The organism is uncultured Halorubrum sp. (assembly GCF_937146585.1).
Classification (GTDB): Archaea; Halobacteriota; Halobacteria; order Halobacteriales; family Haloferacaceae; genus Halorubrum; species Halorubrum miltondacostae.
In genome coordinates, this window is the sequence record NZ_CAKZRO010000020.1 from 1 (window position 1) to 25409 (window position 25409).

Sequence of the window (25409 nt, forward strand, 5' to 3'; positions counted from 1 at the left end):
CCGATCATCGACTCGACGCCGACGAGCACGACGGCCAGCCCGCCCGCGAACAGGCCGAGCTGCTTCGGGACGTTCGTCGACTCCGCCCGCTTCCGGTCCGACGCGCCGCTCTTGCCGCCGACGAGCAGGACGACGTACACGCCGTACAGCACCAGGAGTCCGACGCCCATCTGCGGCGTGATCCGGGCGAGCTCCCGCCCGTCGGTTCCGAGGACGCCGAGGGCGATCACGCCGAAGAGGGCGAGGACCGCGACGGTGTAGAAGATGGCGTCGCGGTAGACGATCCCCTGCGTCGTCGTCGTGTCGCCGCTCGTGATGGCGACGGCGGCCGGGATGACCAAGATGTTGAACACCGCCGTGCCGATGAGCGCGCCGGCGCCGACGCCGAACTCCCCGAGTACTAGGACGGAGATCACGATGATCGCGAGCTCGGGGAACGACGTCGCGGCCGCGACGATCAGGCCGCCCTGGATCGCCTGCGAGACGCCGAAGTGGTCGCTGATCTTCGAGGTCGTGGACTCGACGACGTTCGCGCCCTTCCAAGTCAACAGGAAGCCGATCAGGCCGAGCGCGATCCAGACGGCGAGCGACTGGTCGCCGATGAGCTCGTAGAGTAGCGTCACCGTGCGATCAGTGCGCACGGAGCCGATTAGTGATTCCGGAAGCGCCCGGGGCGATCCGATGCGTCAGTCCGGCGTGCGGCGCCTGCCGCACGCGGCGACCGCGCCGCGTCGGGGGTCGTTCCGGGTCCCCGGAAGGATGTCGAGGAACGCTATCCGAACTTGCCCGTGATGTAGTCCTCGACGCGCTGCTCTTCGGGGTCCTCGAAGATCTTCGCGGTGTCGTCGTACTCGACCAGTTCGCCGCCCGTGAGGAACACGGCGGTCCGGTCGGAGATCCGCGCCGCCTGCTGCATGTTGTGCGTGACGATGATGACGGTGTACTCCTCCGCGAGGTCGTCGATCAGGTCCTCGATCTTCGAGGCCGCGACCGGGTCCAGCGCGGAGGTCGGCTCGTCCATCAGGATGACCTCCGGGTCCGGCGCGATGGCGCGGGCGATACAGAGCCGCTGCTGTTGCCCGCCGGAGAGTTCGAGCCCCGAGGAGTCGAGCTGGTCTTTCACCTCGTCCCACAGCGCCGCGCCCTTCAGGGACTCCTCGACGCGCTCGTCGACGTCGCCGTCGAACCCCTGGATCTTCAGCCCGTACGCGACGTTGTCGCGGATCGACTTCGGGAACGGGTTCGGTTTCTGGAACACCATCCCGATCTTGCGGCGCAGGGCGACGGGGTCGACGTCGGCGTCGTACACGTTCTTGCCGCCGAACTCGACGTCGCCGTCGACCCGGCAGATCTCGATCATGTCATTCATCCGGTTGATACACCGGAGGAACGTCGACTTCCCGCAGCCGGAGGGGCCGATGAGCGCGGTGACGCGCTTCTCGGGGATCTCCATCGTCACGTCGTCGATCGCCTGCTCGTCGCCGTAGTAGACGTTCAGGTTCCGCGCCGCCACCGCGGTGCCGGCGGCCGCCGCCGCGCGGTCGTCGTTCGAGTCCGCCTGTACCTCCGTCGTGATGAGCGAGTCGTCTGATGTGGTGTTACTCATGTTAGCTCCCCCGTTCCGCGCGATTGCGCAGCAGAATCGCCGTCCCGTTCATGCCGACGAGGATGAGAAGCAGCGTGATAACGCCTGCGGCGACGACGCCGTACCGGAAGTCCGCCTGCGGGAAGCCGGCCCACGTGTAGATCTGCATCGGCATGGCGCTGAACCGGCTGAACAGGCTGTCCGGCGCTCGGAACACGGTCGTCGCCGCACCGATCATGATCAGCGGGGCGGTCTCCCCGATGGCCCGACCGAGGGCCAGGATCGTCCCGGTGAGGATCCCCGGCATCGCCTCGGGGAGCACGACGTTCTTCGTCGTCTGCCAGCGCGTCGCGCCCATGGCGTCGGAGCCGCGCCGGAGGTCGTCCGGGACCGACCGGATCGCCTCCTGCGCGGAGATGATCGTGATCGGGAGGATGAGCAGCGAGAGCGTCAGCGCCGCCGTCACGGCCGTCCCGATGCCGAGCCCGAGGAGGTTCGCGAACAGGCCCAAGCCGAGGAGGCCGTAGACGACCGACGGGACCGCCGCGAGGTTCGCGACGTTCACCTGGAGGATCCGCGTCAGCGTCCCGAGCGCCCCGCTCTCCGGCGTGTACTCCTCTAAGAAGACGGACGTGCCGACGCCGAGCGCGAACGACAGCACGGCGACCAGCGCGATGATGATGACGGAGCCGACGATGGCCGGATACAGCCCGGCTTCGACCGGCGTCCGAGAGGGTGCGGCGGTGAGGAACGACCCGTCGAGCCACGGGTCGGGGGCCGGGACGCCCCACGCCTCGACGATCAGGGCGCCGGCGATCGCGCCCGCGCCGAGGAGGAGCGGGAGCCCGAGGCCGGCGAGCCCCTCGCCGGCGTCGGCCACGCGCGAGACGTACACCGCGGTCGGCACGCCGGTCAGGACGAGGACGAGGAGGACCGTGGGGCCCGGGAGCCCGACGCCCGCGGCGAGGAACCCGCCGGCGGCCGCGGCGGCGAGGGGGAGGCCGGCGACGAGGGCCGCGACGGTGCGGCCGCTGCGACCGGCGACGAGGAGCCCCCCGGCGGCCGCGACCGGGACCGCGACCGTCCAGAGGTAGATGATGAGGTCGGACGGGTACGTGGCGACCACGTCGCGGAGGACCACCGCGGCGATCAGCCCGGCGAGGGCGACCGGGACCGCCGCGGTCTGCGCCCGGGGCGTCGACCGGCGTCGGCCGACCGCGTACAGCCCGACCGCCGGGAGGACGCCGAGCGTGTACGCGAGGAACCACAGCAGCGGGTCGAACACGAGGAACAGCGTGCCGACCGCGAGCCCGATGGCGACGCCGCCGACGAGCCGACCGAGGAGCCCGAAGCCGACCGCCCCGACGCGGCCGCCGCTCCCGACGTACGCGAGGTACGCCGAGACCGGTGCGGCGACGACGAAGAGGTACGCGAGCTGCCAGTTGAGTCGGGGGATCGGCGCGACGAACGCCTCGACCGCGGTGAACAGCGCGGCGACGGCGACGAGGCCGCCGCCGAGCGCGCCGAGCGCGCGCCGGGTGACGTCGCGGTCGCTCGCGCTGTACAGGCAGAACGCGAGGAAGGGCACGACGAGCGTGAGGAAGTACGTGAGCAGCCACTCGGGGCTGGCGTTCGCGAGGTCGAAGGCGTCGATCGCGACGTACACTAGGAGGACGCCGAGGGCGACGAGGCCGAACACGCTCGCGCCGAACGAGAGGTACTCGAAGACGATCCCGCGGACCCGGCTGACCTCGCCGAAGCCGCCCGCGTTCGCGTTGTCGGTCGCCATCAGTACTCCTCCCGGTAGCGTTGCGCGATGATGTCACTGAGTATGTTCATAACGAGCGTGACCGCGAACAGCGCGAGGCCGAGCGCGAACATCGAGTTGTACGGGAGCGTCCCGCCGGTGAGGTCGCCGCCGGTGATCTGGACCATCGCGACCGTGATGGTCATCCCGGACTCCAAGAGGACGTCGGCGGGGTTGACGAAGGGGATCCCGAAGAGCGCCTGCTGGACCTCGGGCATCCGCGCCTGCGCGCCCATCGCGACGACGACGATCATCGTCTCGCCGATGGCGCGGGACACGGCGAGGATGTACGAGGAGGCGATCCCGGAGATCGACGCCGGAACGACGATCCCGGTCGACACCTCGAACTTGGTCGCGCCGAGCCCGTAGCCGGCCTGCCGGAGCTCGTCCGGCACGGCGCTCATCGCGTCCTCGGAGATCGACGACACCATCGGGATCGTCATGATGCCGACCATGATCGACGCCGACAGCGCGTTGAAGGTGCTCATCTCCGGGAACAGCGTCGCCTTCAGCGCCGGGGTGACGTACACGAGCGCGAAGTACCCGTACACGACCGTCGGGATACCGGCGAGGATCTCCAAGAGGGGTTTCAGGATCGACCGGGCGTTCGGCGTGGCGTACTCGCTGAGGTAGATGGCGGTCAGCGTTCCGACCGGGATCGAGATGAGCGCCGCCGTGGCCGTCACGACGAGCGTCCCGATCAGGAGCGGAATGATGCCGAACGCCTGGCCGCCGCCGGCGGGGTTCGGGCTCCAGTTGGTACCGGTGAGGAACTCGAGAATCGAGATCGATCGGAAGAACACCACCGCGTCCGACAGGAGCGTGACGAAGATCGCGGCCGTCGTGAGCAGCGTGATCGCGGCGCACGCCGCGAACAGCCCGCCGTAGGTACCCTCCCTCAGTCGTTTGAGCCCGTCCCGCCGGGTCAGGTCCGGACTCTCTGTGCTGTCAGTCACGAACGGTGGGGTATCGAACGCTGTCGTAAATCAATACACCGGTTCATCGCGCCGGCTCAGCCCTGCGCCTGTTCGATCGCGTCTTCGAGCTTCTGCATCTGCTCTTCCTGCGTCTCCTCGGTCGCGGGCACGTACCCGACGTCGTTGGCGACGAGCTCCTCGTTCGTCGTCTGCTCGACGAAGTAGCGGGCGAACTCCGCGATGTGCTCCTCGCCCAGCGAGGAGATGGACGGGTAGGTGAACAGCGGCCGGGAGAGCGGCGTGTACTCGCCGGAGGAGGCGGTCTCGAGGCTCGGCTCGACCGGCCCGTCGCCGTCGTCGATCCCGAGCGCCTTCAGCTGGTCGGGGTTCTGGAAGTAGTACGCGAAGCCGAAGTAGCCGATCGCGTACTCGCTACCGGAGACGCCTTGGGCGATCGTGTTGTCCTGCTCGGTCGCCTGGTACTCGCTGGTGTGGCCCTCGTCTTCGAGGATCGCCTCGATGAAGTAGTCGTACGTGCCGGAGGTGTCGGCGGCGCCGAACCGCTCGATCTCCTCGTTCGGGAACTCGTCGCGGACCTCGTCCCACGTCTGGACGGGGTCGGACTTCCAGATCTGGGCGAGCTCCTCGGTCGTGAGCGAGTCGATCCAGTCGGCCTCGGGGTTGACGACGACGGTGAGCGCGTCGGTCGCCGCGATCAGCTCGACGAACTCGACGCCGTTGTCCGCGCACAGCTCCTCCTCCTCGGGCTGGATCGGGCGGCTCGCGTTGTTGAAGTCGGTGTCGCCCGTACAGAAGAAGTTCGAGAAGCCGCCGCCCGAACCCGTGGAGCTGATGTCGGGGTCGACGCCCGGATGCTCCGCGGCGAAGTCCTCCATGACGGCGCTCATCAGCGGGAAGACGGTGCTCGACCCGGCGATGTTGATCGGGCCGGAGAGCTCGTCACCGCCGTCGCCGCCGTTCCCGCTCTGGGTACAGCCGGCGAGGGCCAGCGCCCCCGCGCCGGCGAGCGCCGAGAGCGATTTCCGCCGTGTGATCCCCGCGGTGTCCGCGTCGTGGCTAGAAGCCATCACCCGTGTCTGGGCGAGTTCCGGTTAAGTAGTATGCTATGAGCGGTACAAGGGGGCGCATATGACCCGGTAGCGCTATGCGTCGATACATATTCTATATAGAGCTATGTAATTCGGCGGAATACGGCCGTGAGACGGAAGCGAACGGGTTCCAACGGCCTCGCGGCGGCGGCTCCGACCGCGAACGGGGACGTGGTTTTAAGTCCCCGTGCCGGGAGAACCCGGACGAATGACCCCTCCCACGACAGACGAGCCGCCGGCGCCGACGGCCACCCGGGAAGAGGCGTGGGTGGCTCACGCGGCGCTGCTCGACGCCGCGCGGAACGCGACCGACGAGGACCCCGCGTACCGCCGCCCGATCGAGTCCCTAGAGCGGGGCGCGGCGCTCGACGACGAGGGCGTCGCCCTGCTCCGTGACGCGCTCGTCGACTACCTCGGCGACGCGCCGGTCCGCGACCGCGCCCCCGGGCGGGCGCTGTTGCGGCGCACGGACGAGGCGGGCGCGCAGTCGCGACGCGCGTAGGTCGCCGGTCCCGAACGGGAGCGGCCGAGCGTCAGCGACCGGCGTCGACCGCCTCGATCAGCAGCTCCGCCACGTCGACGATCTCGATCTGGTCCTCGAAGTCCCCCGTCTTCCGCCCGTCCTCGAACATCGTCGTACACATCGGGCAGGCGACGACGAACTTCTCGACGGCCGCGCCCGCGTCCGTGTCCTCGACCGCCTCGCGCAGGCGCTCCTCGCTCGGCTTGACCTCCTCCTCGTGTTCGGTCCAGAGGCCGCCGCCGCCGCCGCCGCAGCAGAACGAGTCGTCCCGCGAGCGGGGCATCTCGTGGAGGTCGGCGCCGGTCGCTCTGATCAGCTCGCGAGGGGCCTCGTACTCGTCGTTGTACCGCCCGAGGTGACAGGGGTCGTGGTAGGTGACGGTGTAGTCGAGCTCGTCGCCGGAGAGGCCGAGCCGCCCCTCGCTCACCAGCTCCTCGACCACCTGCGTCCAGTGGAAGACGTCGACCGCGCCGTCGGCGTTCCACGGCTCCTCGCGGTCGAACGGCATCATCGGGTCGTCCGCGAACTCCGCGAAGTCGACCTCGGGGTACTCGTTTTTGATCGTGTTGTACGAGTGCGGGTCGGTACAGACGATGTTCTCGAACTCGCAGTCCGCGAACGTCTCGACGTGGTGGCCGGCGAGCTCGAGGTAGAGGAACTCCTCGCCGATGCGCCGGATGTCGTTGCCGTCCGTCTTCTCGTCGTCGAAGAGGATGCCGAAGGAGACGTCGGCCTCGTCGAAGAGGCGGGCGAGCGCCCGCGCCACCTTCTTGTTCCGGTCGTCGAAGCTCGGGTAGTCGCCGACGTACCAGAGGTACTCCACCTCGGTCTCGCGGGCGTCCGGGACCGGGACGTCGTCGAGGTCGTCGGCCCAGTCGCCCCGCGTCGACTGCGACTCGCCGAAGGTGTTCCCCTTCCCCATCACGTCTTGGAACACGTCCTGGAGGTTCGAGTCGACCGCCCCCTCGTCGACGAGCTGGCGATTCATCTTCGTGAAGGAGGTGAGGTGTTCGATGTCGACCGGGCAGGCGTCCATACACGCCATACAGGACATACACGACTCCATCGACTCGGCGTCGATGACGCCGCCCTCGTCGGCGACGATGGGGACGGTCCCGCCGTCCGTCGCCACCGCGCCGCCGCCGGAGCCGGCCACCGGGTCGTCGCTCACCGACTCGCGGTACGCCTTCAAATCGAGGATGACGTTCCGGGGGTCGAGGTTGCGGCCGACCGTGTCGGCGGGACAGGCGTCGGTACACCGCCCGCACTTCGTACAGGCGTCGCCGTCCATCAGCTCCTTCCACGTGAAGTCGTCGAGCGACTCCGCGTTCGTGTGGTCGAGGTCGGCCGGGACGTTCGGGAGCCGCGCGCCCGCCTTCTCGTCGCGGGCGACGACGTTCGCGAACGAGGAGAGCATGTGGAACGGCTTCGCGTACGGGATCCACGCGACGAACGCGAACGCCAGCAGCGAGTGGCTCCACCAGAGGACGCCGTACGCCGCCTCGGCGCCCGCGGCCGTGAGCCCGGCCGTCCGGAACGCGGTCGCGAGCGCCATCCCGACGAAGCTCACCGTCTCGGTCGCCCGCTGCGGCTGGCCGACCATGCTCACGCCCTCGACGACGAAGCCGCCGACCCCGAGCAGGAAGAGGGTCCAGAGGAACGCCGCGTCCTCGAAGGAGCTGTGTTTGCTCCACAGCCGCCCCTCGCGGGTCCGGTAGCGGCGGTAGCCCGCCATCCCGACGCCGACGACGAACAGCAGCCCGAACGCGTCGACGGCGAACTGGTAGGCCAGATAGAAGTCGCCGACCCAGAACGACTCGCCCGTGAGCGGGCGGTAGACGTCGATGTCGATCCCGAGGATGGTCGTCGCGACGAGCAGGGTGAGGAAGCCCCACAGCACGAACGTGTGCATCACGCCGGTGTAGAGGTCTCCGTCGAACTGGTTCTCGTTCGTGAGGACGGTCTTCGTCGCCCCGACCACCCGGCCGGGGAGGTTCGACAGCCGGTCGCGGGGGTCCGCGCTCCCGCGCGCGTACGCCGCGAACCGCGCGTACACGCCGTACAGGAAGACGAGGACCGCGACGGCGGCGAGCCAGTAGAACGCGGCCTTCCCCACCGGACCGATGGTCCAGAAGGTCTCGCGGGTGGCCGCCTGTAAGGGAGTCATGATCGATCACCGGGATAGAGTCGGGTTAAAACTTGCCACAACGAGGAGTTCGTCGCGCTGCGTTCACGCGACGCGACCGCCGGACGGCGCGGGGTCACGCGATCCGGACGAGGGTCGCCGCGATCAGGGCCGCGGCGAAGGCCAGCGCCGGGGCGTCGACGCGGCGGAACGCCAGCCGCGGGAGCGTCGGGTTCCACGCGAAACAGCGGGCGACGAGCGCGGTCCCGAGGCGGTCGGCCCGGGAGAACGCGCGGTCGATCCCCGCGACGGCGACGATCCGCATCCGGTCTCGGACGGGGCGCTCGTCGCCGAGCCGCGCCCGCATCGCCGCGCGCGCCGTGAGCAGGTCTCGCCGCAGGAGGGGGAGGAACCGGAAGACGAGCGCGACGCCCGCGCCGAGGAAGACGCCCGGTCGGCCCGGGACCGTCCGCTGGAGCGCCGCGCGCGACTCGCGGACCGGCGTCGATCGGACGTAGGCGGCCGCGACGACCAGGATGAGGAGGACGCGGTAGCTCGCGAGCGCCGTGTCGGTCGCGCGCTCGACCCGAAACCACGGCGCGCCGACGGTCGCGCCGGCCACGACGGGCGCGACGAGCAGGAACGGGAGCGCGACCCGGTAGGTCCACAGGTCGCGGAGGCCGCCGTCGGCCGCGAGGAGGCAGGCGGCGGCGGCGACCGTGAGGACGGCGAGTCCCCGCGGCGTGGTGTACGCGTACGCCGCCGCCGCGAAGGCGACCTGGACGAGGAGCTTCGAGCGCGGGTCGAGCCGGTGGCCGACGGAGTCGCCGGGGACGTACGAGAGCGTCATCGGCGGCCCGGGCGCGGCCCGTCGGCGGCGCGGTCCGGGACGCGCACGTCGAGTCCGGGCAGCGAGTCGGCCGCCTCGTCCGGCGGAGCGTCGACGGCGACGCCCCCGTCGGCCAGCCCGACCACGCGGTCGGCGACCCCGAACACGTCCCGGAGGTCGTGGGTGACGACGACGACGCCGGTCCCCTCGCGGCGGAGCCCGCGGAGCCGCTCCACGACCGAGCGCCGGGCGGGCTCGTCGAGCCCGGTGAACGGCTCGTCCAAGACGAGGTGGTCCGGCTCCATCGCCAGCGCGCCGGCGATCGCGACGCGCTCGCGCTCGCCGCCCGACAGCGACGCGATCCGGTCCCCCTCGCGACCGGCCATGTTGACGGCGGCGAGCGCGGTCTCGACGCGGCGGTCGATCTCGGCGTGTGAGAGCCCGAGGTTCTCCGGGCCGAAGGCGACGTCCGCGCCGACCGTCGCCGCGACGAACTGGTCGCGCGGGTCCTGAAACACCATGCCGACCGCGGTCCGGGCCGCGACGAGGTCGGCCTCGACGGGGGTCCCGTTGACCGCGACGCGGCCGGCGTCGGGCTCGACGAGGCCGTTGAACGTCCGCACCAGCGTCGTCTTGCCAGACCCGTTCGCGCCCGCGACGATCAGGAACTCCCCGTCGGGGATCGACAGCGAGACGTCGTCGACGGCGGTGACGCCGTCGCCGCCGTCCGAGCCGCCGTACCGGCAGGTGACGCCGTCGACCTCGATCACGGCGTCACCTCACGCGGCCGCGATCGCGTCGGACCGGACGATACCGACCGCCGCGGCCATCTTCGCGCCCTCTGCCGGGAGGAAGACGACGGCCCCCTGGACGAACGCCTCGGCGAGGGTGAGGTTCAGCGTCAGGTAGAGGCCGACGACGCCCATCGCGTAGACGGCGACCGTTCCCGCGGCCATCGCGCCCACGAGGACCGGCGCGGAGACGGCGTCGAGGTCGCGGAGACCGGCGCCGCGGTGGACGATCGCGCCCACGAGCGCGGCGGCGATCGGGTACGACCAGAGGTACCCGGCGGTCGAGCCCACGAGTTCCCCGAAGCCGGCGGCGCCGCCGGAGAACACCGGCGCGCCGAGCGCGCCGGCCGCGAGGTAGAGGACGAGCGCCGCGCCGCCCCAGACCGGGCCGAGGAAGATCCCGGCGAGGAACACGCCGAGCACCTGGAGCGTGACCGGCGCGGGCGACACCGGGAACGGGAAGGATACGTACGCGAACGCGCCGACCAGGGCCGCGAACAGCGCGGCGCGGGCGAGGTTCGTCGCCGCCTCGTCGCCGACGAGATCGACGGACTCCGTGTTCGTTGCCATGCCTGAACGGTTTCGTAAACCCACTTCAACGTAGCGGTTTACGAGTTCTGTGCGAGACGGTGCGGGGCGACCGGGTTGATCGAACGAGTACCGGGAGTGCCCACCGATAATCCTCGGATAATAACGTTCATCCCCGCTCGGCGTTCACGACGCGAGTATGCCGAAGATAAGCGTCGAAATCCCGGCGGAGCTGCTCGGAGACCTCGACGAGCACGTCGGCGACGACGGAAAGTTCGTGAACCGCAGCGACGCGGTCCGCGCGTCGATCCGGAAGACGCTCGACCTGCTCGACGAGATCGACGCCCGACACGACCGCCTCGACGACGATTTCCCGTCGACCGCGGCGGGGTCCGGAGGGAGCGAGTCGGCGGAGGAGACCGATGAGTAGCCGGACGGCGGCCGACGACGCCGGCCCGTTCCGGACCGACCCGCTGGACCGGTCGGCGGTCGCGGCGGTGGCGCTCGTCACGCTGTTCACGGTCGCGCTCGGGACCGCACAGCTCACCGCCGCGAAGGTGCTCGCGCTGCCGCTCCCGGTCTCGCTGCCGGTGGTCGGCGCGGAGATCCTGCTGCCGGGCGCCGCGCTCGCGTACGCGCTCACGTTCCTCGCCTCCGACTGCTACGCGGAACTGTACGGCCGGCGGGCGACGCAGGTGGTCGTCAACGTCGCGTTCCTCGCGAACTTCCTCGTGCTGGCGCTGGTGTGGTCGACGCTCGCGGCGCCCGGGGTCGACCCCGAGGTGTCCGCCGCCTTCCAGACGGCGCTCGGACCGGCGACGAACGTCGTCGCGGGCAGCCTGCTGGCGTACGTCGTGAGCCAGAACTGGGACGTGTTCGTCTTCCACGCCATCCGCGACCGCACGGGCGAGGCGATGCTGTGGCTCCGCAACATCGGCTCGACCGCCACGAGCCAGGCGATAGACACCGCCATCTTCGTCGGCGTCGCCTTCTACGCCGCCCCGCTCCTGCTCGGCGTCGGGCCGGTGTTCGACCCGGCGGCGCTGCTCGCGCTCGGCCTGGGCCAGTACCTGCTGAAGCTCGCGATCGCCCTCCTCGACACGCCGCTCGTCTACCTGATCGTCGGCGCGGTCCGGAACTGACCGGGCCGACCGCGTCCGGCGTCGACTCCGCTTCGCTCGCTGTTCACGCGACCGCGAGCGCCCGCGCCGGACGGTCGGGGAGGTCGACCGGGACCTGCTCGAAGGAGTCGCCCGCGTCGCGGGTGACGAAGAGCCCGCGGTTCGAGAGCGCCCAGACCGCCCCGGTGGTTCGGCCCGGCGCGAGGACCGCGCGGTACGTCCCCGCACCCGTCGGGAACCCGCGGTCGTCGAGGCGCTCGAACGCGCCCGCGTCAGCCGCGGATCCGCCGTCTCCCTCCCCGTCCCGGCGGTACCGGTACAGGTACGCCTCGCCGCGGCGGTGGGCCGCAGTCGCGCTCTCGGCCGCGCTGACCAAGGCGGTATCGGGGCCGCCGGGGTCGACCGCGAGCCCCCAGACGTACCCGTGGTCGAGGCCGGCGTCGCGGACGCGCCACGAGTCGCCGCGGTCGTCGCTCTCGGCGAAGCCGTCGCCAGCGGCGGCGTAGACGCGGTCGGGGGCGTCGGGGTGGGTCGCCATCGCGTGCGTGTCGCGGCGCGACCCCGGCGGTCGGTCGGTCCACGTCTCGCCGCCGTCGGCCGTCACGGCGAGCGCGCCCGCCTCGATGCCGACGAGCCACCGCTCCGGATCGGCCTGGCAGGGCTCGATCCACCGCACGTGGTGCGTGTCGGGTCGCGGCGGGAACGACCACTCGGACGCCGACGGGAGGTCGGTGAGCCCGCCGACCCGCCTCGCGGTCTCCCCGCCGTCCGCGGAGCGGTACACCCGCGAGGGCTCCGTGCCGATCCAGACGATCGCGGGGTCGTGCGGGCTCGTCGCGACCGCGGTCACCGCGTCCGGTCCGGACCCCTCGGGGCCGAGCGTCGAGGCGGCTGCGCGCGTGAACCGCTCGCCGCCGTCGACGGAGCGGAACAGTCCCGCCTCGGACGTCCCCGCGAGGACGCGCGCCGGGCCGCTCGCGTCGGTTTCGTCGTCGACGTCGCCCCGGGCCGCGCCGGGCGTCGCGGAGAGGCACTCGACGCGCTGGCCGGAGAGGCGCGTCTCGACCGCGCCGGTCGCGGGGTCGACGACCCGGACCCCGTCGTCGTAGGCCGCGTAGATGCGCATATCTCGGCGTTCGGACAGCGGGGTGAAAAGCGTACGCCGGGGCGCCGCGGGGGCCGACGCCCGCGACGCATCGGCACGGCGGGCGTCGGCGGCCGGGTTCCACGAGCGCAAGAGACTTACCGCCGGTTCCCGTGTGAACTGTACGCATGGATCTTCGCGTTCAGGGGGACGTTCCCCCAGACCCGTTTCTCGGCGCGGCGGACCTCTTCGAGACCGAGCGCTCCGTCGACGCGCCGGTCCGCGTCGTGGTCCGCGACGACCCCGACGAGCGGACCTGGGCCGGCCACTACGACGACCACCACGTCCTGAACGTCTCCCGACGGGCCGCCACGAGCGCGATGGCGCGCGAACTGGCGATCCACGAGCTCTCGCACATGGCCCGCTACGAGGAGGGCCACCCCTCGCACCTCCAGTCCACGGAGGAGGCGCTGTACCTCGGGCTCGCGGGCGAGTCTGTCGAGCGGCGAAAGCTCGCGCACTGTTACCAGATCGCGAACCACATGAAAGACATCTACGCCGACGACATCACGCTCTCCGTGGCGCCCGCGGACAAGCTGCTCGGCTTCCTCGAGTCGACGCTGGCGGCCGCGGTCGCGGACCGCCCCGACGTGTCGCGGACCGGGTCGCCCCCGGTGACGGCGGGAGCCGACCCGGAGATAACGGCCGTCAACGCCGCGTTCGCGCTCGCGCTGGTGGAGCGACACGACATCGCCGGCCCCGACCACCGCATCTACGACCTGGCGCGGGCGGCCGGCAGCGACACGGACGCCGTCGACGTCGACGCGTTCAAAGAGCGGTTCCTCGACCTCGGACACGACCCCTCGGAGAGCGACTACCGGAAGGCGCTCGTCGCGGCCGCCCGCGCGTACGCGGTCTGAGACAGATTCGTCGGCGTCTCGACGAACTCGGAAAACCGCCTACCGGCGACTCACGGCGAGTCGTTCTGCGCGGCGTCGCCGCCCGCGTCCGTCTCCGCCGCCCCGCTCTCGTCGGTCGAGTCCGTGGCCTCCACCGGCGCGGTCGAGTCCGCCGCCACGGGGGTCCCGTCGAGGACCGTCACCCGCGCGGACATGATCCGCGTGTTGTCGACGCGCTCGATCCGGATCCGGATGCTGTCGAACTCGATCTCCTCGCCCTCCTCGACGAGCCGCCCGGCGCGGTTGAACACGAAGCCGGCGAGCGTCTCGAACTCCTCGCCTTCCGGGAGGTCGATCCCGAGGATCTCGTTGACCTCGTCGATGTTCACCTCGCCCTGGACGACCGCGACGTTGTCGTCGACGAACTCCACCGGTGCCTCCTCGTCGCCCTCCAGGATCTCGCCGACGATCTCCTCGACCATGTCCTCTAAGGTGATGATCCCCTCGGTGGTGCCGAACTCGTCGATGACGGTCACCATCTGGAGGCGGTTGTCCTGCATCTCCGCGAGCAGCTCGTCCGCGTTCTTCGACTCGGGGACGTGGAGCGTGGGCTTGACGACCCGTTCGAGGGAGGGCTGCCCCTCGGAGTAGCGCAGCTCGCGCACCAGGTCGCGCACGGTCACCACGCCGATGATGTTGTCGAGGTTCCCCTCGTACACCGGGACGCGCTCGTGGTCGGCCTGGATGCACGTCTCGATCGCCTCCTCGACGGACTCCGCCTTCGCGACCGCCGTGACGTCGAGCCGCGGCGTCATCACCTCCTTGGCGATGGTGTTGTTGAACCGGAAGATGCGGTCGAGCATCTCCCGCTCCTCCTCCTCGATGACGCCCTCGCGCTCGCCCGTCTCGATGATGTCCTGGATCTCGTCGCGGGTGACGTACGTCGACTCGATGGCGGCCGAGCCGCCGATGACGCTGTTGACCCCCTTGACGATGTAGTCGAAGAGGACGACGAGCGGGTAGAGCGCGTACTCCGAGGCCTTCAGCGGGCGGGCGATGCGGAGCGCCCACGACTCGGTGTTCTCGACGGCGTACGACTTCGGCGCGCTCTCGCCGAAGATCAGCACGAGCGTCGTGATCCCGAACGTCGTCGCCAGCACCGACTGCCCCCGCGAGAGGTAGATCCCGAACAGCGCGGTGGCGATCGAGGTCATCGCCACGTTGACGATGTTGTTGCCGACGAGGATCGTCACCAGCAGTCGGTGGGGGTTCTGTTTCATGTCGCGGATCGTCTCCGCCCCCGTCACCCCCTCGTCGACGAGGCTGTCGATGCGGTGTTGCTGTAGCGAGAACATCGCGATCTCCGACGAGGAGAAGAACGCCGAGAGCCCGACCAACACGGCGATCGCGGCGATGCCGAGAACGGTCACGATGTCCTGGCCCGGCATCGGTATCTGGAGGACGTGGATCACCGGTGCGCTAGACGACAAGCCCATGTTCGTTTGTCATCCGTCGGCCCGCGATTAAAGCGTTCCCTTCGGCAACCCTCACGCGAGCGGCGCGACCGGTCCGAGACGGCTCGGGCCGGCCCCGACCGCGGGGTGCCGCTGTCGACACGATTACCCGTCTCGCGGGCGAATCGCGGGACATGAGCGAGCCACAGATCACCCTGTACCGGCTTCAGGCGTGTCCGTTCTGCGAGCGCGTGGTCCGGACGCTGGACGAACTCGACCTGTCGTACCGGTCGCGGTACGTCGAGCCGATGCACTCCGAGCGCAACGTCGTCAAGCGCGTCTCCGGCGCGCGGAGCGTCCCGGCGATCGTCGACCGCGAGACCGGCGTCACCATGTCCGAGAGCGCGAACATCGTCGAGTACCTGAACGGGACCTACGGCGAGGGAGGTGCCTAGATGGTCGACTTCGACGTCGTCTCGCTCCCGGAGACCGATCACGTCGCCGAGGGCGACACCGCGCCCGACTTCACGCGTCCGCTCGTGAGCGACGAGTACTGGGAGGACCGCGCGCTCGCCGACGTCGTCGACGGGCCGACGCTCCTCCTCTTCCACCCGATGGACGGCGCGTTCCAGGGGACGTACCTCTACAACACGGTCGACGACCACGGGTGGAGCGACGACGTCGACGTCCTCGGCGTCTCCATCTCGACGCCGTACGCCCACAAGCGGCTGCTCGCCGATCGCGGCGACGGCGTGCGGATCTTCTCCGACCCGGGCGCGGGCGTGATCGAGGAGTACGGCCTCGCACACGACATCGACGGCATGACCGGGGTCACGGAGAGCCGCCCCGCGGTCCTCCTGCTCGACGCCGACCGCACCGTCGAGCACGCGTGGGTCGCGAGCGAGCACCCGGAGTTCCCCGACGCCGAAGCGATCGACGACGCGGTCGCCGACCTCGTCGACTGACGCGCTCGCCGGTCGTCACCGACCGACGCGATCGCTGCCCGTCGCTCGCTCGCGCGGCCGCGACCGCCCGCGGCGGTGCGAGCGCCGCGCACCCACTCGTCACCCTTTTTCAACTCCGGGTCGAACTGACGGCCGTGACAGCCGACACGAGCGACGACTCGGACCGAACCGACGAGCTGCGCGCGGCGGCCGCCGCCGTCGACCGCGGGGAGCTCGTCGTCTATCCGACCGAGACGGTGTACGGGCTCGGCGCGGACGCCCTCGACGCGGCCGCCGTCGAGCGCGTCTTCGACCTGAAGGGTCGCGATCGGTCGAACCCGCTCTCGCTCGGCGTCGCGAGCGTCGACGACGCCCTCCGCTACACCCGCCCGACGGAGCGGGCGGTGGCGTTCGCACGGGCGTTCCTCCCGGGACCGGTGACCGTCGTCGTCGAGCGCGGCGACCGCGTGCCGGACGCGCTCACCGCCGGCCGCGACCGCGTCGGGATCCGCGTGCCGGACCACGACCTCGCGCGGGCGCTCATGGCCGAGACCGGTCCCCTCACGGCGACGAGCGCCAACGTTTCCGGGACCGGCAGCGTCACCAGTCCCGGCGGTCTCGGCGAGCGGGTCAGCGAGGGGGTCGCCGCCGTGATCGACGGCGGCGAGACGCCCGGGACCGAGAGCACGGTCGTCGACCCCGCGGCGGGGACGATCCACCGGCGCGGCGCGATGGCCGGCGCCATCGAGGCGTGGCTGGCGGACCCGCCGGTGGACGGGTAGGAGCGTCCGCGAAGAGGGATCAGCGCGTCAGACGGAGAGGTCGCCCTTCGCCTTGATCACGTCGAGGTCCTCGGCGTCGACCGTCTCGACGTCGAGCCAGTGGGGGACGTACTCGCGTTTGTCGTAGACCTCGCGCTCGTCCTCGGTGCCGACGGTACACCAGAGCTGCGGCTCGTCCGGGCCGTGCCAGCCGCCCTGGACGTTGATGCCGAAACAGACCAGCTCCTCGCCGTCGTGCTCGATCACCGCGTCCTTCCGGATGTCGGGGTCGCCGCGGATGATGAGGTGTTTCATGCGCCGGGGTTCGCGTGTTCCGGGCTTAATCGCTTCGATACCGCAGGTTGGGAGCGGGGGCCCGAGTCCCACTTGAGCTCACCACCCCGCGTCGATGTCGTCGACGAGCGCGCCCAGGATCTCCCGCGTCGTGGCCTCGACGATCGGTTCGAGCGCGTCCGGGTCGCTGTTCGTCGGGTCGCCGAGCCCGCCCAGCTCGGTCACCTGATCGAAGTACTCGTAGCTCCGGGTGCGCGGCATCTCGTCGGCTTCCTGCGGCTCCTTCTTCTCCGTCCGAACGAGGTCCGGGCGGTACAGCTCGACGAAGCTCGTCTCGTGGTCGCCGGCGTGGCCCCACCCCTCGCCGTACGCCTCCTTCAGGTCCTCTCGCGCGAAGTCCGTCCAGTGGACGAAGTGGACCGTGAGGTCGGTGTCGCGGCCCAGCCGGTCGGCGGCGATCGACAGCGGCTCCCGGTTCCCCCCGTGGGTGTTCAGGATGAGGAGCCGCTCGACGCCGTGTTCCGCGATCGACTCGCCGATCTCGCGGACCACGTCGACGTACGTCTCCGTCGAGAGGGTTACCGTCCCCGGGAACCGCATGTGGTGTTCCGACTGGCCGTACGGGAGCGGCGGGAGCCGCAGCAGGTCGAGGTCGAACTCGCCGGCGGCGGCGACGAGCTCCGCGGTCAGGTGGTCCGCGCGGAGCGTGTCGGTCGACACGGGGAGGTGCGGCCCGTGCTGCTCGATGCTGCCGGTCGGGAGGACCGCGAAGTCGGCGTCGTCGATCGCGGCCGCGGCGTCCTCCCACGTCATGCCGAACAGGTCGGCGTCCGTCTCGGGCATGGCGGCGATCCGGAGCCGGGCGAGGAAAGGTTCGGGGTAGCGGCGACCGCGTCAGCCGGAGTAGTAGTACTCGCCGTCGCGCTTCTGCTGGCTGTCGAGCTGCGAGCCCGGCTTGTTGATCCGGGGGCGTCCGGTGCGCTCGTCGCGGCGGAAGGTGATCTCGAGGTCGGCGAGGAACTCGTTCATCCCGTCGCGCATGTCCTGGGGCGGGGCCGCCCGCCCGCGTTCGGCCGGCTCGCCGTCGAACACCATCAGGCGGTCGGCCAGCAGGTCGATCATGTAGATGTCGTGGTCGATCACCATCACCGTCGCGTCGTGGTTCTCGGCGTACCGGCGGATCGCGGTCGTCGCCCGCACGCGCTGTTCCACGTCGAGGTGAGCCGAGGGCTCGTCGAGCAGGTAGAGGTCGGCGTCGTCGGAGAGGCACGCGGCGATGGCGACGCGCTGGCGCTCCCCGCCCGAGAGGTCGGCGAGGTTCTGCTCCATGACGCGCTCCAACTGGAGCGGCTGGGCGATCTCGGTGTTCCAGTAGGAGGAGCCGAACTCGTCGGTGATCGACGAGAGGAACGCGTCGACCCGCATGTGCCGGTCGATGTCGATGTACTGCGGCTTGTAGGAGATGTCGAGCGCGAAGTCGAGCTCGCCCTCGTCGGGCTCTAAGTCGCCCGTGAACAGCTCCGCGAGCGTGGACTTCCCGATCCCGTTCGGACCGACGACGCCGAGCACCTCGGAGCGGTTGATCTCGCCGCCCTCGACGTGAAGTTCGAACTCGCCGTCGCCGTACGACTTCCGCAGGTCGGGGTACTCGATCAGCGTCTCGCTCCGCGAGGCGACCCGCGGCGCGTGCTCCTCGAAGGTGATCGCCGACGGGCGGATCCGCATGTTCTCGTTGTCGAGGTACCCCTTCAGGTACTCGTTGATCCCCTTGCGGACCGACTTCGGGTCGGTGATGACACCATACGCGCCGGGCTCACCGTACGCGACGTGGAGGGTGTCCGCGAGCAGGTCGAGGATGGCGAGGTCGTGCTCGACGACGAGCATCGACCGGTCGGCCGCGTCGTCGTCCGCGAGCTCGCGGATGAGCCGGGCGACGATCATCCGCTGGCCGATGTCGAGGTACGGCGTGATCTCGTCGAGGAAGTAGAAGTCCGCGTCGCGGGCGAGACACGCCGCGATGGCGACGCGCTGGAGCTCGCCGCCGGAGATGGAGTCGATGTCCTGGTCCATCACCGGACGGATGTTGAGGCGGTCGACGAGGTCGTCGAGCGCGCCGCGCTCGTCGGTGCGCTCCAGCAGTTCGCGGGTGTTGCCGTCGAACTGGTTCGGGATCTGGTCGACGTACTGCGGCTTTCGCGCGACCGTCACGTCGCCGTCCTTCAGCGATTCGAGGTAGTTCTGGAGCCCGGTACCGCGGAAGCGGTCGAGGACGCGCTCCCAGTCGCCGTCGGCGGCGTGGTCGCCGAGGTTCGGGACCATCTCGCCGGCGAGCGCGTGGACCGCGGTCGACTTCCCGATCCCGTTCGGCCCGAGGATGCCGGTGACGCTGCCCGGCTGGGGGGTCGGGAGGCCGTACAGCGAGAACGCGTTGTCGCCGTAGCGGTGGACCGGGTCGTCGTCGAGCTCGGAGGGGAGGTTGATGATCTCGATGGCGTCGAACGGACACGAGTTGACGCAGATGCCGCAGCTCTCGCCCAGACAGATCTCCTCGGAGATGTGGATCTGGTCCGGGTCGCCCTCCTCGGCGTCCTCGCCGCGCTCGGTGATACACTCCTTGCCCGTCCGGTTGGGCGGGCAGTCCTTCATACACTCGTAGTTACAGCGGTCGGGCTGGCACCGATCGAGGTCCACGACCGCGATACTGTCGTCGGCCATCTCAGACCCCCAGTTCGACGCCGGACGTCAGGAGGACGGTGTAGCTGATGAACCAGAGGGTGAACGTGAGGAACGCGATGTAGAGGTTGTCCTTGACGCCGAAGTCCCCGACGCCGACCGCCTTGAACACCGGGTACTGTGCGATGACGAACGCGCCGAGCACGAACACCGCGGTGGTGCTCGCGGCGGACGCCGGATCGGTGCCGACGTAGACGGCCGAGACGACGCCGGCGGCGATCCCGGCGAGGCAGCAGATGGTCGTGACGACCACGCCGCGCGCGTGGTCTGAGAGGCCCGAGTCGTCGCTCATGCCTTCGGATCCGCGAGCGCCCGTGAAAAGCCGTTCGTTCCCGCCGCCGGCCGCGACCGAGACGGGAGCGCCGCGGGTGGATTCCCCGGTCCGTCCGGCGCGCGTCGTCGCGGCCGAAGCGCGCGCGAGCGAAATCGCTGACTGACTGGTCAGTCCAGCGGGGTGAACGCGGCCATAGTTGCCGGTATATGCGACGGGAACCGGCCGTAATCGCCGGTAAATGGCGGTTTTGCCCGGATGCTCCATCAACATTTATGAGCGTGTACGGTTTCGAATCGTAACGATGGAAGGAACCCAAACGGAGGGCCTCGACGACCTCCCACCGAGCGCCAAACTCGTCTTCAAGGTGCTCGAGTACAACGGACCGTTGACCCAGAAGGGGATCGTCCAAGAGTCGATGCTGTCGGCCCGCACCGTCCGATACGCGCTCGAACGGCTCGAAGGGATCGACGTCGTCGACGAGGACGTCTACTTCGCGGACGCCAGGCAGAACCTCTACAAGCTCACGGAGCCGGCACAGGAGTTCACCGGTGACGAGGGCGAGGCCTCCTGCACCGCCGACTGACGCTCCGTCTTCACGCTGATCGTCCCGCAACGCCCCGTTTTGACCGCCCTTAGCGGCGCGTCGGTCACTCGGCCGACTCCGGATCGCCCTCGCCTGCGCCGCGGACCGCCACGGCGATCGTGAGCGCGACCGCGACCGACAGCGCCGAGGTCGCGGCGAGCACGAACGCCAGCAGGAGGAACCACACGTCCGGCCCGAACAGCGGGTAGTCGCGCGTGTCGATCACCGGCCCGAGGAGCTCCAGCGTCCGGACGAGGTACAGCGTCACCGCGAGCAGGGCGCCCGCCGCCGCCCCGACGCGGACGTTGCGGTAGAACGACAGCGACTCCAACAGCACCAGCATCGGCGGTTTCGAGGGCTCGTCGCTCACGGGACGCCGTACGACCGGCGGGCGCAAAGAGCCATCGGAACGCGGCCGCGGAGACCGATCGATCACGATCGAAACGGACGTACGAGGGCCTGACACCGTCAGTGACAGCCGTAAAGTGGTGGGGCGAAGAAACGGCGCGTATGCCCAGAGTCGTGCTGTCGGCGTTCCCGATGATAGACCCGGAGACGTACCGCGAGGTCCTCGCCGACGCGGTCGACGAGCCCGTCGACGTCGAGGTCGCGGAGCTGGGGTCGACCGAGCGACTGATCGACGCCGCCGCGGGCGCCGACGCGGTCGTCACCGACATCAACACGCCCGTCACCGAGGCGGCGCTCGAGGCCACGGACCTCGACGTCGTGGTCCGGTCGGCGGTCGGCGTCGACAACATCGACGTCGCGGCGGCCGCGGCGCGCGGCGTCACCGTCACCCGGGTCCCGGAGTACTGCACCGACGAGGTGGCGACGCACTCCGTCTCGCTGCTCCTCGGGTGTCTGCGGTCGCTGAAGCCGTACGACGACGCGGTCGCCGCCGGCGGGTGGGACTGGGAGGCCGGCACGCCGATCCGGCGCGTCAGCGCGTCGACGATCGGCTTGCTCTCGTTCGGGCCGATCGCCAAGCGGGCGGCCGAGCAGCTCTCCGGCTTCGACGCCGACCTGATCGCACACGATCCGTTCGTCGACGCCGACGAGATGGCCGACTGCGGCGTCGAGAAGGTAGCGTTCGAGGCGCTGTTCGACCGGTCGGACCACGTCGGGGTCTACGCGCCCCTGACGGACGCGACGCGGGGGATGGTCGACGCCGACGCGCTGGCGCGACTCGACGAGGACTCGGTCGTGGTCAACGTGAGCCGCGGCCCGGTCGTCGACGCCGACGCGCTGCTCGACGCGCTCGAGGCGGACGCGATAAAGGCCGCCGGCCTCGACGTGCTCGCCGAGGAACCGCCGGAGGACGACCCGCTCGTCGGGCGCGACGACACGGTCGTCACGCCGCACGCGGCGTGGTACAGCGAGGAGGCGAAAGACGACCTGAACCGGAGCGGCGCGGGCGACGTGGCCGCCGTATTGAACGGCGAGACGCCGGCGGGCCGCGTCGATCCCGACGCCGACTGGCTGTAGCTCCGCGCGGTCGGCGACGGGGCGCCGCCGGTCTACAGGCGGTCGAGGGCGTCGAAGTCGTCGTCGTCCGAGTCGTCCGAGTCGTCCGGTCCGCCCGAGTCGTCGAGGAGGGAGGAATCGCCGTCTTCGCCGTCGGGATAGCTCGCGTCGAGCCCCGCCGCCAGTCCGGCCCCGAGGTCGTAGGTGTCCCTGACGGTCTGCGCGAGGACGCCGTCGCGGTCGAAGACGACGTAGACGGCGACGAACTCGTGGGCCGCCGGGCGCAACACGAACACCTCCCGCGGGTCGTCGTCGTCCCGCGAGGCGTTCACCCGCGCGACGAGCGGCTCGATCGGGAGTCGCCCGGTCCGGACCTCGTCGAAGGTGTCGCTGCCGGGCGCGTCGGCGAAGAGGTACAGCGCGCCGTTGGGGTCCCCGTCGTTCGACCGGGTCGTGATCGAGCCGACCGGCTCCCCCTCCGCGCGGATCTGCCGCCACGTCTCGACGGCCGCCTCGAACATCCCCTCCACCTCGTCGGCGAAGCGGAACCGGGTCTCGCGGACGACCTCAACCTCCCGGAAACGCGCGGAGCCGTCGGCCCACGCCAGCGTCGCGTCGACGACGAAGCCGGGCCGGAGCGCGTCGACGGCGTCCGCGAGGTCGCCCTCGTACCCCTCCGCGGTGGCGTAGAGCGGGTCGTACCGGTCCGCGGCGTCGGGGTCGGTCGGATCGACCGGCTCGTCGCCGAGCTCGACGAGGACGAACTCCTCGGCGTCGTCGCCGCTCCGAGCCGCGTCGTCGTCGATGTCCGGCCGCTGGCGCCGGTCGTGGACGCGGAACCGGCCGCTCGTCGTCGGGTCCATACCCCTCGATGGGGCGGCGGGCGGAAAAGGCGGTCGAAAGCGGCGCACCGAGGCGGTCGAACCGGTCGCGGATCCGTGTCGTTATGGGGCCGCCGGCCCAAGGAACCGGTAAATGGGGATCCTCGAGGACAAGTCGAACGCCCGGCTCTTCTACAAGTACCTCTCGAAGGTGTACGACCAGATCAACTCCTTCAATTGGAACGACGAGATGCGCGCGGAGGCGCTCTCGTGGCTGGAGTTCGGCGACGACCCGAAAGTGCTCGACGTCGGCTGCGGCACCGGGTTCGGCACCGAGGGACTGCTGGAGCACGCCGACGACGTTCACGGGCTCGATCAGAGCATCCACCAGATGGAGAAGGCGTTCGCGAAGTTCGGGAGACACGATCGAGTGAACTTCTACCGCGGCGACGCCGAGCGGCTCCCGTTCCGCGACGACGCGTTCGACGTGGTGTGGTCGTCCGGCTCCATCGAGTACTGGCCCAACCCCGTCGAGGGGCTGCGCGAGCTCCGGCGCGTCGCGAAGCCGGGCGGACAGGTCCTCGTCGTCGGGCCCGACTACCCGCACAACCCGATCCTCCAGCGGGTCGCCGACGCGATCATGCTGTTCTACGACGCGGACGAGGCCGACCGGATGTTCGAGGCGGCCGGCTACGAGGAGTTCGAGCACCACATCCAGCAGGCGACGCCGCAGAGCCCGCGAGCGATCACGACCGTCGCCCGCGTCCCCGGCGGCGAGGAGACGGACGGCGAGGGTCGGTCGACCGTCGCCGACGCGGACCCCTCGGTCCCCGACGCCGAGTAGCGTCGCGGACGCCGCGGACGCTTCTCACCCCGCTTCGACGGACGCCTCCAGCGTCGCGACCGGTCGTCCGTCGGCCGTGATCTCGACCGTGACCGTTCGACCCGGTTCGAGCGTCGGGTCGTTGGTGTCCGCGACGCGGAATGACGCCGTCTCGCCGACGCGCCACGTGTCGTCGCTCGCGGAGTTGAACGGCCCGGTCGGCCCGGGCCGGAAGCCGGCCGCGGAGAAGAACGGGACCGGCGGCTGCTCGGCGAGCGGTTCGCCGTCGACGCTGACGCGCACCGTCACGGCCGCGACGTCGATCGGGTCGCCGCCGCGGTGATCGATCGCGATCCGGTCGTCGGTCGCCGACAGCGACAGCACCGCAGAAGGCGGCACGGTCGCGGTCGACGGGCCGAGCGCGGCGGCCGCGACGCCGCCGGCCAGCACGACCGTGATCGCGAGGAGGAGCACGCCCGCGACCGGTGCCATGCCTCGATCGCCGGAACGGACTGGTGGTGACACGGCGGCGCTGCGGCGGCTTCGGGTAAAAGGGTCGGCCGCGTCGCGGACGGCGCGGGGTCGTCCCCGGGCCGGAACCTGACGCGTCGGAGCGGTGGCCGCTGAACGGGGCCGGTCAGCGCCCGACGCTCACACGTCCTCGACCGGTCGCGGCGTCGTGAGCGGCTCGATGCCGTCGAGCACGAGGACGCGGGGCTCGTCGACGACCGTGATGCGGTACGTGTCGGCCGGGGAGAGCGTCCGGACGACGCCGTTCTCGTCGGTCGTTCCGATCGCCCGACTGTCGCCGCCGCCGACGGACTTCGTGACGGTCACGTCCGAGACCGGGTCGCCCGTCTCCTCGCTGCGGACGGTCACGGTCACCGGGCCGCCGGGGTACGTCCGCTCGACGGTGACGTTGAACCCGTCGCCGGTCGCCGTGACCGGCTCGCTGTCGGGGAACGCCGCGAGGTCGATGCGCTGGTGTTCGACGAACACCTGCTCCGTGCCGCCGCTGACGAAGGTGCGCAGGGTCCCCAGCTCGTGCGGGATCGTGATCCGCTGGACCGCGCCCGCGCCGAACGCGTCCGGCTCGCGGAGCGCCGCCGTCTCGGGGTACGACGCCTCGGTTATCTCGATCGCCGCGTCGTTCGAGATGTCGCCGCCGCCGCGGTCCCAGCGGTCGGTCCGGAACACCTCGCGGACGTACTGGCCGTCGACGACGGTCGCGAGCACGACGGCCCCCGAGGTCGACGCGACGTAGACGTTGTTCGCGGCGGACTGCCCGCGGGCGGTCGCGAGCGCGTGGTCGCGGACCGGCCCCTCGTACACCTGGAGCGCCACCTGAAGCTCGTCGAGCCGGCCGGGGGAACTGAAGCCGTCGGTGGACTCGGCGAGGGCGTCGATCTCGTCGAGCCGGTCGTCGTACTCGCGGGCGGTCGCGGCGACGCGCACGAGTTCGTCGACGAGTTCGCGGTCGGTGATCTCGCCGGCGGCGTGCGCGCTGAAGGCGTTCGTCTGCCGGCTGGACAGCGCGACCTCCGCGCGCTCGACGCGGTTGATCTCCGCGAGGATCTGCTGTTGGCGCTCGACGCCCGGCTCCGCGCGCTCGATCCGGTCGACGACGGCCGCGGTCTCGAAGGCAGCGTCCGCGTCGGCGGTGGCGAACCCGAGCGCGGAGCCGAGGTCCGGGCCGCGACGGTACGTGCTGACCCGCGTCTCCGCGCCGATCGGCGTCGACAGCGTCCGGAGCGTGAGGTTCGCGGCGTCGATCTGGGTCGTCGTCTGCCCGGGGGCGGCCGGCGCGAGCGTCGCGGTCGACGCCGGATCGGTGAGGGAGAGCGGTTCGGCGGCGGGGGAACCGGCGGGAGGTGCGATATCGACGGACGGCGCGGCGTCGGCGGGTGACGCGGAGTCGGCGGCGACCGCGGAGTCGGCGG

Annotated in this window: 28 protein-coding genes and 1 pseudogene; 10 read left to right on the forward strand and 19 right to left on the reverse strand. The window is 70.7% G+C overall.

The window, feature by feature from the left end:
• The 5 genes and pseudogenes from Q0116_RS01540 to Q0116_RS01560 form a co-directional block, all read right to left on the reverse strand.
• A pseudogene (locus tag Q0116_RS01540) lies at window positions 1-623 on the reverse strand (sodium:calcium antiporter); the annotation flags it as partial.
• 149 nt (window positions 624-772) lie between these two features.
• The gene (pstB, locus tag Q0116_RS01545) at window positions 773-1606 is read right to left on the reverse strand and encodes a phosphate ABC transporter ATP-binding protein PstB (protein ID WP_297884833.1); all 834 of its coding nucleotides are present in this window, start codon (window positions 1604-1606) and stop codon (window positions 773-775) included.
• Window position 1607: 1 nt separating this feature from the next.
• Window positions 1608-3374: a phosphate ABC transporter permease PstA gene (pstA, locus tag Q0116_RS01550; protein ID WP_297884835.1), complete on the reverse strand. Its 1767-nt coding sequence runs from the start codon at window positions 3372-3374 to the stop codon at window positions 1608-1610.
• Window positions 3374-4348, reverse strand: coding sequence for a phosphate ABC transporter permease subunit PstC (gene pstC, locus Q0116_RS01555; protein WP_297884838.1), 975 nt, complete (start codon window positions 4346-4348; stop codon window positions 3374-3376). Before pstC ends, pstA begins: the two co-directional genes overlap by 1 nt.
• A 56-nt stretch (window positions 4349-4404) precedes the next feature.
• On the reverse strand, window positions 4405-5397 hold the full coding sequence (locus Q0116_RS01560; RefSeq protein ID WP_297884839.1) for a PstS family phosphate ABC transporter substrate-binding protein: 993 nt from the start codon (window positions 5395-5397) through the stop codon (window positions 4405-4407).
• A 229-nt stretch (window positions 5398-5626) separates the two neighbouring features.
• On the opposite strand from Q0116_RS01560, the gene Q0116_RS01565 reads away from it, so the two are divergent.
• Window positions 5627-5920, forward strand: coding sequence for a hypothetical protein (locus tag Q0116_RS01565; protein WP_297884841.1), 294 nt, complete (start codon window positions 5627-5629; stop codon window positions 5918-5920).
• A 31-nt stretch (window positions 5921-5951) separates the two neighbouring features.
• Here Q0116_RS01565 and Q0116_RS01570 read toward each other — a convergent pair whose 3' ends face one another.
• The 4 genes from Q0116_RS01570 to Q0116_RS01585 form a co-directional block, all read right to left on the reverse strand.
• Window positions 5952-8108 (reverse strand): (Fe-S)-binding protein, encoded by a 2157-nt coding sequence (locus tag Q0116_RS01570; RefSeq protein WP_297884843.1) that lies wholly within the window; start codon window positions 8106-8108, stop codon window positions 5952-5954.
• A 94-nt stretch (window positions 8109-8202) separates the two neighbouring features.
• A complete protein-coding gene (locus Q0116_RS01575) occupies window positions 8203-8916 on the reverse strand; it encodes an energy-coupling factor transporter transmembrane protein EcfT (protein ID WP_297884845.1) in 714 nt (237 codons plus the stop codon).
• Window positions 8913-9665 carry an energy-coupling factor ABC transporter ATP-binding protein gene (locus tag Q0116_RS01580; RefSeq protein ID WP_297884847.1) on the reverse strand — a complete coding sequence of 251 codons (753 nt, stop codon included), beginning with the start codon at window positions 9663-9665 and terminating at the stop codon, window positions 8913-8915. The genes Q0116_RS01575 and Q0116_RS01580 overlap by 4 nt, the downstream gene beginning before the upstream one ends.
• 9 nt (window positions 9666-9674) lie before the next feature.
• A complete protein-coding gene (locus Q0116_RS01585; protein ID WP_297884849.1) occupies window positions 9675-10256 on the reverse strand; it encodes a biotin transporter BioY in 582 nt (193 codons plus the stop codon).
• 157 nt (window positions 10257-10413) lie between these two features.
• On the opposite strand from Q0116_RS01585, the gene Q0116_RS01590 reads away from it, so the two are divergent.
• Window positions 10414-10644 (forward strand): type II toxin-antitoxin system ParD family antitoxin, encoded by a 231-nt coding sequence (locus Q0116_RS01590; RefSeq protein ID WP_297884851.1) that lies wholly within the window; start codon window positions 10414-10416, stop codon window positions 10642-10644.
• Window positions 10637-11356: a queuosine precursor transporter gene (locus Q0116_RS01595; RefSeq protein WP_297884853.1), complete on the forward strand. Its 720-nt coding sequence runs from the start codon at window positions 10637-10639 to the stop codon at window positions 11354-11356. The genes Q0116_RS01590 and Q0116_RS01595 overlap by 8 nt, the downstream gene beginning before the upstream one ends.
• Before the next feature lie 43 nt (window positions 11357-11399).
• Here the strand turns inward: Q0116_RS01595 and Q0116_RS01600 are convergent, their stop codons facing one another.
• The gene (locus Q0116_RS01600) at window positions 11400-12461 is read right to left on the reverse strand and encodes a hypothetical protein (RefSeq protein ID WP_297884855.1); all 1062 of its coding nucleotides are present in this window, start codon (window positions 12459-12461) and stop codon (window positions 11400-11402) included.
• Window positions 12462-12607: 146 nt separating this feature from the next.
• On the opposite strand from Q0116_RS01600, the gene Q0116_RS01605 reads away from it, so the two are divergent.
• Window positions 12608-13339, forward strand: a complete 732-nt coding sequence (locus Q0116_RS01605) for a DUF5781 family protein (protein WP_297884857.1) — start codon at window positions 12608-12610, stop codon at window positions 13337-13339.
• A 50-nt stretch (window positions 13340-13389) separates the two neighbouring features.
• Here the strand turns inward: Q0116_RS01605 and Q0116_RS01610 are convergent, their stop codons facing one another.
• On the reverse strand, window positions 13390-14814 hold the full coding sequence (locus tag Q0116_RS01610; protein WP_297884859.1) for a hemolysin family protein: 1425 nt from the start codon (window positions 14812-14814) through the stop codon (window positions 13390-13392).
• Window positions 14815-14966: 152 nt separating this feature from the next.
• On the opposite strand from Q0116_RS01610, the gene Q0116_RS01615 reads away from it, so the two are divergent.
• From Q0116_RS01615 to Q0116_RS01625, 3 genes are all read left to right on the forward strand, one after another.
• Window positions 14967-15227, forward strand: a complete 261-nt coding sequence (locus tag Q0116_RS01615) for a glutathione S-transferase N-terminal domain-containing protein (RefSeq protein WP_297884861.1) — start codon at window positions 14967-14969, stop codon at window positions 15225-15227.
• Window positions 15228-15737 carry a redoxin domain-containing protein gene (locus tag Q0116_RS01620; RefSeq protein ID WP_297884863.1) on the forward strand — a complete coding sequence of 170 codons (510 nt, stop codon included), beginning with the start codon at window positions 15228-15230 and terminating at the stop codon, window positions 15735-15737.
• Between the two features lie 134 nt (window positions 15738-15871).
• Entirely contained in the window at window positions 15872-16498 is a 627-nt protein-coding gene (locus tag Q0116_RS01625) for an L-threonylcarbamoyladenylate synthase (RefSeq protein ID WP_297884865.1), read from the forward strand.
• Between the two features lie 27 nt (window positions 16499-16525).
• On the opposite strand, the gene Q0116_RS01630 is transcribed toward Q0116_RS01625, so the two are convergent.
• From Q0116_RS01630 to Q0116_RS01645, 4 genes are all read right to left on the reverse strand, one after another.
• Entirely contained in the window at window positions 16526-16792 is a 267-nt protein-coding gene (locus Q0116_RS01630) for an HAH_0734 family protein (RefSeq protein ID WP_297884867.1), read from the reverse strand.
• Between the two features lie 78 nt (window positions 16793-16870).
• The gene (locus tag Q0116_RS01635) at window positions 16871-17614 is read right to left on the reverse strand and encodes a creatininase family protein (protein ID WP_297884868.1); all 744 of its coding nucleotides are present in this window, start codon (window positions 17612-17614) and stop codon (window positions 16871-16873) included.
• Window positions 17615-17665: 51 nt separating this feature from the next.
• On the reverse strand, window positions 17666-19486 hold the full coding sequence (locus Q0116_RS01640) for a ribosome biogenesis/translation initiation ATPase RLI (RefSeq protein ID WP_297884870.1): 1821 nt from the start codon (window positions 19484-19486) through the stop codon (window positions 17666-17668).
• Between the two features lies 1 nt (window position 19487).
• Window positions 19488-19796, reverse strand: coding sequence for a hypothetical protein (locus Q0116_RS01645; RefSeq protein ID WP_297884872.1), 309 nt, complete (start codon window positions 19794-19796; stop codon window positions 19488-19490).
• Between the two features lie 283 nt (window positions 19797-20079).
• On the opposite strand from Q0116_RS01645, the gene Q0116_RS01650 reads away from it, so the two are divergent.
• Complete coding sequence (locus Q0116_RS01650; RefSeq protein WP_297884874.1) at window positions 20080-20361, forward strand: helix-turn-helix domain-containing protein; 282 nt, start codon at window positions 20080-20082, stop codon at window positions 20359-20361.
• A 64-nt stretch (window positions 20362-20425) separates the two neighbouring features.
• Here the strand turns inward: Q0116_RS01650 and Q0116_RS01655 are convergent, their stop codons facing one another.
• Window positions 20426-20704, reverse strand: a complete 279-nt coding sequence (locus Q0116_RS01655; RefSeq protein WP_297884886.1) for a hypothetical protein — start codon at window positions 20702-20704, stop codon at window positions 20426-20428.
• A gap of 167 nt (window positions 20705-20871) precedes the next feature.
• On the opposite strand from Q0116_RS01655, the gene Q0116_RS01660 reads away from it, so the two are divergent.
• Complete coding sequence (locus Q0116_RS01660) at window positions 20872-21846, forward strand: C-terminal binding protein (protein ID WP_297884876.1); 975 nt, start codon at window positions 20872-20874, stop codon at window positions 21844-21846.
• A gap of 32 nt (window positions 21847-21878) precedes the next feature.
• Here Q0116_RS01660 and Q0116_RS01665 read toward each other — a convergent pair whose 3' ends face one another.
• Window positions 21879-22688 (reverse strand): DUF6663 family protein, encoded by an 810-nt coding sequence (locus tag Q0116_RS01665; protein ID WP_297884878.1) that lies wholly within the window; start codon window positions 22686-22688, stop codon window positions 21879-21881.
• A 112-nt stretch (window positions 22689-22800) separates the two neighbouring features.
• On the opposite strand from Q0116_RS01665, the gene Q0116_RS01670 reads away from it, so the two are divergent.
• A complete protein-coding gene (locus tag Q0116_RS01670) occupies window positions 22801-23490 on the forward strand; it encodes a methyltransferase domain-containing protein (protein WP_297884880.1) in 690 nt (229 codons plus the stop codon).
• Window positions 23491-23514: 24 nt separating this feature from the next.
• On the opposite strand, the gene Q0116_RS01675 is transcribed toward Q0116_RS01670, so the two are convergent.
• Together Q0116_RS01675 and Q0116_RS01680 are read right to left on the reverse strand one after the other, a co-directional pair.
• Window positions 23515-23961 (reverse strand): type IV pilin, encoded by a 447-nt coding sequence (locus Q0116_RS01675; protein ID WP_297884882.1) that lies wholly within the window; start codon window positions 23959-23961, stop codon window positions 23515-23517.
• A 159-nt stretch (window positions 23962-24120) separates the two neighbouring features.
• On the reverse strand, window positions 24121-25409 hold a 1289-nt coding region (locus Q0116_RS01680), incomplete at its 5' end, for a hypothetical protein (protein WP_297884884.1).

What these genes read in the sequence shown, in the direction of transcription:
- Q0116_RS01640 (WP_297884870.1), bottom strand. Translation starts at nt 19,486, where the DNA reads ATGGCCGACGACAGTATCGCGGTCGTGGACCTCGATCGGTGCCAGCCC.
- Q0116_RS01605 (WP_297884857.1), top strand. Translation starts at nt 12,608, where the DNA reads ATGGATCTTCGCGTTCAGGGGGACGTTCCCCCAGACCCGTTTCTCGGC.
- Q0116_RS01615 (WP_297884861.1), top strand. Translation starts at nt 14,967, where the DNA reads ATGAGCGAGCCACAGATCACCCTGTACCGGCTTCAGGCGTGTCCGTTC.
- Q0116_RS01645 (WP_297884872.1), bottom strand. Translation starts at nt 19,796, where the DNA reads ATGAGCGACGACTCGGGCCTCTCAGACCACGCGCGCGGCGTGGTCGTC.
- Q0116_RS01570 (WP_297884843.1), bottom strand. Translation starts at nt 8,108, where the DNA reads ATGACTCCCTTACAGGCGGCCACCCGCGAGACCTTCTGGACCATCGGT.
- Q0116_RS01600 (WP_297884855.1), bottom strand. Translation starts at nt 12,461, where the DNA reads ATGCGCATCTACGCGGCCTACGACGACGGGGTCCGGGTCGTCGACCCC.
- Q0116_RS01565 (WP_297884841.1), top strand. Translation starts at nt 5,627, where the DNA reads ATGACCCCTCCCACGACAGACGAGCCGCCGGCGCCGACGGCCACCCGG.
- Q0116_RS01655 (WP_297884886.1), bottom strand. Translation starts at nt 20,704, where the DNA reads ATGCTGGTGCTGTTGGAGTCGCTGTCGTTCTACCGCAACGTCCGCGTC.
- Q0116_RS01650 (WP_297884874.1), top strand. Translation starts at nt 20,080, where the DNA reads ATGGAAGGAACCCAAACGGAGGGCCTCGACGACCTCCCACCGAGCGCC.
- Q0116_RS01595 (WP_297884853.1), top strand. Translation starts at nt 10,637, where the DNA reads ATGAGTAGCCGGACGGCGGCCGACGACGCCGGCCCGTTCCGGACCGAC.
- Q0116_RS01590 (WP_297884851.1), top strand. Translation starts at nt 10,414, where the DNA reads ATGCCGAAGATAAGCGTCGAAATCCCGGCGGAGCTGCTCGGAGACCTC.
- Q0116_RS01575 (WP_297884845.1), bottom strand. Translation starts at nt 8,916, where the DNA reads ATGACGCTCTCGTACGTCCCCGGCGACTCCGTCGGCCACCGGCTCGAC.
- Q0116_RS01630 (WP_297884867.1), bottom strand. Translation starts at nt 16,792, where the DNA reads ATGAAACACCTCATCATCCGCGGCGACCCCGACATCCGGAAGGACGCG.
- Q0116_RS01560 (WP_297884839.1), bottom strand. Translation starts at nt 5,397, where the DNA reads ATGGCTTCTAGCCACGACGCGGACACCGCGGGGATCACACGGCGGAAA.
- Q0116_RS01585 (WP_297884849.1), bottom strand. Translation starts at nt 10,256, where the DNA reads ATGGCAACGAACACGGAGTCCGTCGATCTCGTCGGCGACGAGGCGGCG.
- Q0116_RS01620 (WP_297884863.1), top strand. Translation starts at nt 15,228, where the DNA reads ATGGTCGACTTCGACGTCGTCTCGCTCCCGGAGACCGATCACGTCGCC.
- Q0116_RS01610 (WP_297884859.1), bottom strand. Translation starts at nt 14,814, where the DNA reads ATGGGCTTGTCGTCTAGCGCACCGGTGATCCACGTCCTCCAGATACCG.
- Q0116_RS01670 (WP_297884880.1), top strand. Translation starts at nt 22,801, where the DNA reads ATGGGGATCCTCGAGGACAAGTCGAACGCCCGGCTCTTCTACAAGTAC.
- Q0116_RS01665 (WP_297884878.1), bottom strand. Translation starts at nt 22,688, where the DNA reads ATGGACCCGACGACGAGCGGCCGGTTCCGCGTCCACGACCGGCGCCAG.
- pstA (WP_297884835.1), bottom strand. Translation starts at nt 3,374, where the DNA reads ATGGCGACCGACAACGCGAACGCGGGCGGCTTCGGCGAGGTCAGCCGG.
- Q0116_RS01660 (WP_297884876.1), top strand. Translation starts at nt 20,872, where the DNA reads ATGCCCAGAGTCGTGCTGTCGGCGTTCCCGATGATAGACCCGGAGACG.
- Q0116_RS01635 (WP_297884868.1), bottom strand. Translation starts at nt 17,614, where the DNA reads ATGCCCGAGACGGACGCCGACCTGTTCGGCATGACGTGGGAGGACGCC.
- pstB (WP_297884833.1), bottom strand. Translation starts at nt 1,606, where the DNA reads ATGAGTAACACCACATCAGACGACTCGCTCATCACGACGGAGGTACAG.
- Q0116_RS01675 (WP_297884882.1), bottom strand. Translation starts at nt 23,961, where the DNA reads ATGGCACCGGTCGCGGGCGTGCTCCTCCTCGCGATCACGGTCGTGCTG.